This window comes from Methanobrevibacter thaueri, assembly GCF_015062905.1.
Lineage (GTDB): Archaea > Methanobacteriota > Methanobacteria > Methanobacteriales > Methanobacteriaceae > Methanocatella > Methanocatella thaueri_A.
Genome location: NZ_SUTK01000094.1, coordinates 1 through 3,392, shown reverse-complemented (window position 1 = coordinate 3,392; position 3,392 = coordinate 1). Strand labels below are relative to the sequence as shown.

The window sequence follows — 3,392 nt, the reverse complement described above, 5'->3', positions numbered from 1 at the left end:
ACCCTGATTTGGTGGACAATGATGAATATGAAAATTATGATGCAGTATTCATTTCATCAGAAAAATATGCAAATAAAATAGGAAAAGAAATAAAAACAAAAGTCTACCCCTTACTTCAGTGCAGCGACCCAGAAGTGTTCTATCCTCAAGAGGATGAGGAATGCAGACATGATATTCTATTTGTAGGAATAGGACGCAAAAACCGTGAGATAATGGAGGACATCCTAAAGACGGATTATCCAGTTTCGGTTTACGGCAAGCACTGGAACAATAAAATTGATGAGAAGTACGTTTGCGGAGAATTCATCCCAAATGAGGAACTGCATAAGTACTACTCATCTTGCAAAATATTGCTGAATGACCATTGGAAGGACATGAGGGAATGGGATTTCCCATCCAACAGACTATTCGATGCCCTTTTATGTGAAACATTGGTTATTTCAGATAAAATCCCTTCCGCAGGCACCGTATTTAATGATTGTATAGTGACTTACGAGGGTGTTGATGATTTGGTGGATAAGATTGAATATTACATGAACAACCCTTCAGAAAAGGAAAAACTCACCAAAAAGGGTAGAGAAAATGTTTTGAAAAATCATACATTTGACAATCGCGTTGATTTTATAATTAAAGTTTTAGGTGAACTATGAACATTACTGTTATTGGAACCGGATATGTTGGACTGGTCACCGGTGCCTGCTTTTCCAAGATGGAAAATAAGGTATACTGTGTGGATATCGATGAGGAAAAGATTGAGGGGCTAAAGAATGGTGTCATGCCTATCTTTGAACCTAATTTGGAAAGCATAATCCTCGAATCCCAAAAAAATGGAGACATTATATTTACAACCAACCTTAAGGAGGCATTGAATGATTCGAATATAATATTCATTGCTGTTGGAACTCCAATGAATGAAGACGGAAGCGCCAATCTTGACCATATCCTTGAAGCGGCAAGAGATATTGGAAAGACAATATCACATGAGTCTCTTGTAGTGGTCAAGTCAACGGTTCCTGTGGGCACTTCACATGAAATTCAAAGAACCATCAGTGAAATTTCCAATGTGGAAGTGGACATTGCCTCTAATCCGGAATTTTTAAGGGAAGGCAGGGCTGTTGAAGATTTCATGAATCCCGACAGAATTGTCATAGGCGCTGAAAACGACAAGGCTTTTGATACTCTGATGGAATTGTACTCTCCATTCACTTTAAATCAAGACCAATATATATTGATGGATGTCAAATCCTCCGAGTTGACAAAATATACTGCCAATGCACTGCTTGCAACCAGAATATCATTCATTAACGAGATGGCTCATATTTGTGAAGTCACAGGCACAAATATACAGGACATTCAAAGGGGAATAGGTTCCGATAAGCGCATTGGACATGATTACCTCAATGCAGGATGCGGTTATGGGGGAAGCTGCCTGCCAAAGGATGTCAATGCGCTAATCAACATGGCCAATTCTAATGGATATGACCCGGCAATCCTCACCCAAGTTGAAGAGGTTAACTCAAATCAAAAGAACGTGCTTGTAAACAAGATAGTGGATAGGTTCGGAGATGATTTGAATGGACTTACCTTTGGAATTTGGGGACTGGCATTCAAACCCGGAACAAGTGATGTAAGGAAAGCCACATCACTAGTGGTAATTTCCAAGCTTATTGAAAAAGGAGCAAAAATCAGGGCATATGATCCAAGAGCAACAGCTGAATTTGAAAAGGCCATTGATGAGAAATATCTGCATTCAATTGAATTTGTTGATGAGAAGTATTCTGCCTTAAAGGATTGCGAATCAATGATTCTAATCACAGAATGGAAGGAATTTGAAAATCCTGATTTCAATCTGCTTTCAGACAATTTGAACAGGAATATAATTTTTGACGGCAGGAATATCTACGATAAGAAAATCAATTCCATGGGATTTGAATTGTATCAGATTGGTTGTTAATCGTATTTAGAAAAGCTTATTTTTATAAATGAACTATTATTAATTAATGAATATTTCAGTGATATTGCCAGTTTACAATGGTGAAAAATATATTCAAAAGGCCATCGAATCAGTTCTAAATCAGACATTCACCGATTTTGAGCTAATAGTTGTCAATGACGGCTCAACCGACAAAACATTAGATATCATTAATTCCTTTGATGATGCGAGAATAACAATAATCAACCAATCCAATCAGGGTCCTGGAGCTGCCAGAAACAATGCATTAAGAATAGCTAAGGGACAATATGTGATGTATCTCGATTCAGATGACTGGTATCATGAAAGGGCACTGGAAATATCATACAATGAAATCACCAAACATGATGCCGACATGACCTTTTTCCAGATGATCAACTACAACAATGGAGAGGTTTATGAGAATGACTGGTTTGACCTGAAGACCTTTGACGAGTCATTTGAAAACAGGGCATTCTCACCAAAAGAAACTCCTGGATCAATATTTGACCTGTCCGTTGGGGTTTGCCAGAAAATATACTCAAGGGAATTTCTAAATAAAATCGATGCGAAGTTTCCCGAAGGAATATTTTTTGAGGACATGCCGTTCTTTTACTATGTCTATTTAAAGGCTGAGAGAATTTCAATCATTAAAAAGCACTTATACTACAGAAGAAAGCATGACGAGTCAATAACTCATATAGTTGATGAGAAGTTCCTTGACACAGTCGCCGCAGGACAAGTGCTAATGAAGATTTTTATTGAAAATGATTGGTATGATATGTATAAGTTTGACCTGCTTGCCTATAAGATAAATGGTCCTCGTTTTGCTTTAAGAGACCTTCCATTAAAATGCAAAAGTAAAATGTTCATGTTAATTAAAGAGGACTATATGCAAATAAAAGACAGCAAATATTATCAGGACTTTTTGGATAATCTGGGTCCCGTAAAAAAGAAGTTCTTTTTGGATGTAATCAGGGCAAGTGACTATGATGAGTTCAGTGAACTGAACTAGAAACAACACCTTAACTGACCAGTTAATACCATATACAAAAATGAAAATGTTTTTTCCAAATCATTCAAAAAAATCGTTTAAATGTTGCAATAGACTCCAAAACGGATTAAAACATATTTTATATATACTATTTCTAACAAAAATAAATGCAAATGATAAGGGAGGTTTATCATGAATAAGAAATTCATTTTTATTCTAACGCTGGTTGCTTTTATTTTAAGCATTGGCTTTGTATCAGCTGAAGATGGCGATGTAAACGGCACCTTTACAGACATACAAAGCGAAGTGGATGCTGCCAGTGAAAACACTGTCATAGAGCTTGACGGATATTACACTGGAGACAAGCAAGTCAGCATTTCCAAATCAATAACCATTCAAGGAAAAGGCAATGGTGCAACATTGGATGGTAAAAACCAGACAAGGGCA

The 3,392-nt window shown here is 36.9% G+C and carries 4 protein-coding genes; all 4 read left to right on the top strand.

Going from position 1 to position 3,392, the window contains the following annotated elements:
• Positions 1-650: glycosyltransferase (locus E7Z79_RS09590; protein WP_303739715.1), on the top strand; the 650-nt coding region annotated here is incomplete at its 5' end.
• Positions 647-1,954 carry a UDP-glucose/GDP-mannose dehydrogenase family protein gene (locus E7Z79_RS09585; protein WP_303739714.1) on the top strand — a complete coding sequence of 436 codons (1,308 nt, stop codon included), beginning with the start codon at positions 647-649 and terminating at the stop codon, positions 1,952-1,954. The genes E7Z79_RS09590 and E7Z79_RS09585, both read left to right, overlap by 4 nt.
• A gap of 46 nt (positions 1,955-2,000) precedes the next feature.
• Positions 2,001-2,966 (top strand): glycosyltransferase family A protein, encoded by a 966-nt coding sequence (locus tag E7Z79_RS09580; protein ID WP_303739713.1) that lies wholly within the window; start codon positions 2,001-2,003, stop codon positions 2,964-2,966.
• Between the two features lie 171 nt (positions 2,967-3,137).
• Positions 3,138-3,392: hypothetical protein (locus E7Z79_RS09575; protein ID WP_303739712.1), on the top strand; the 255-nt coding region annotated here is incomplete at its 3' end.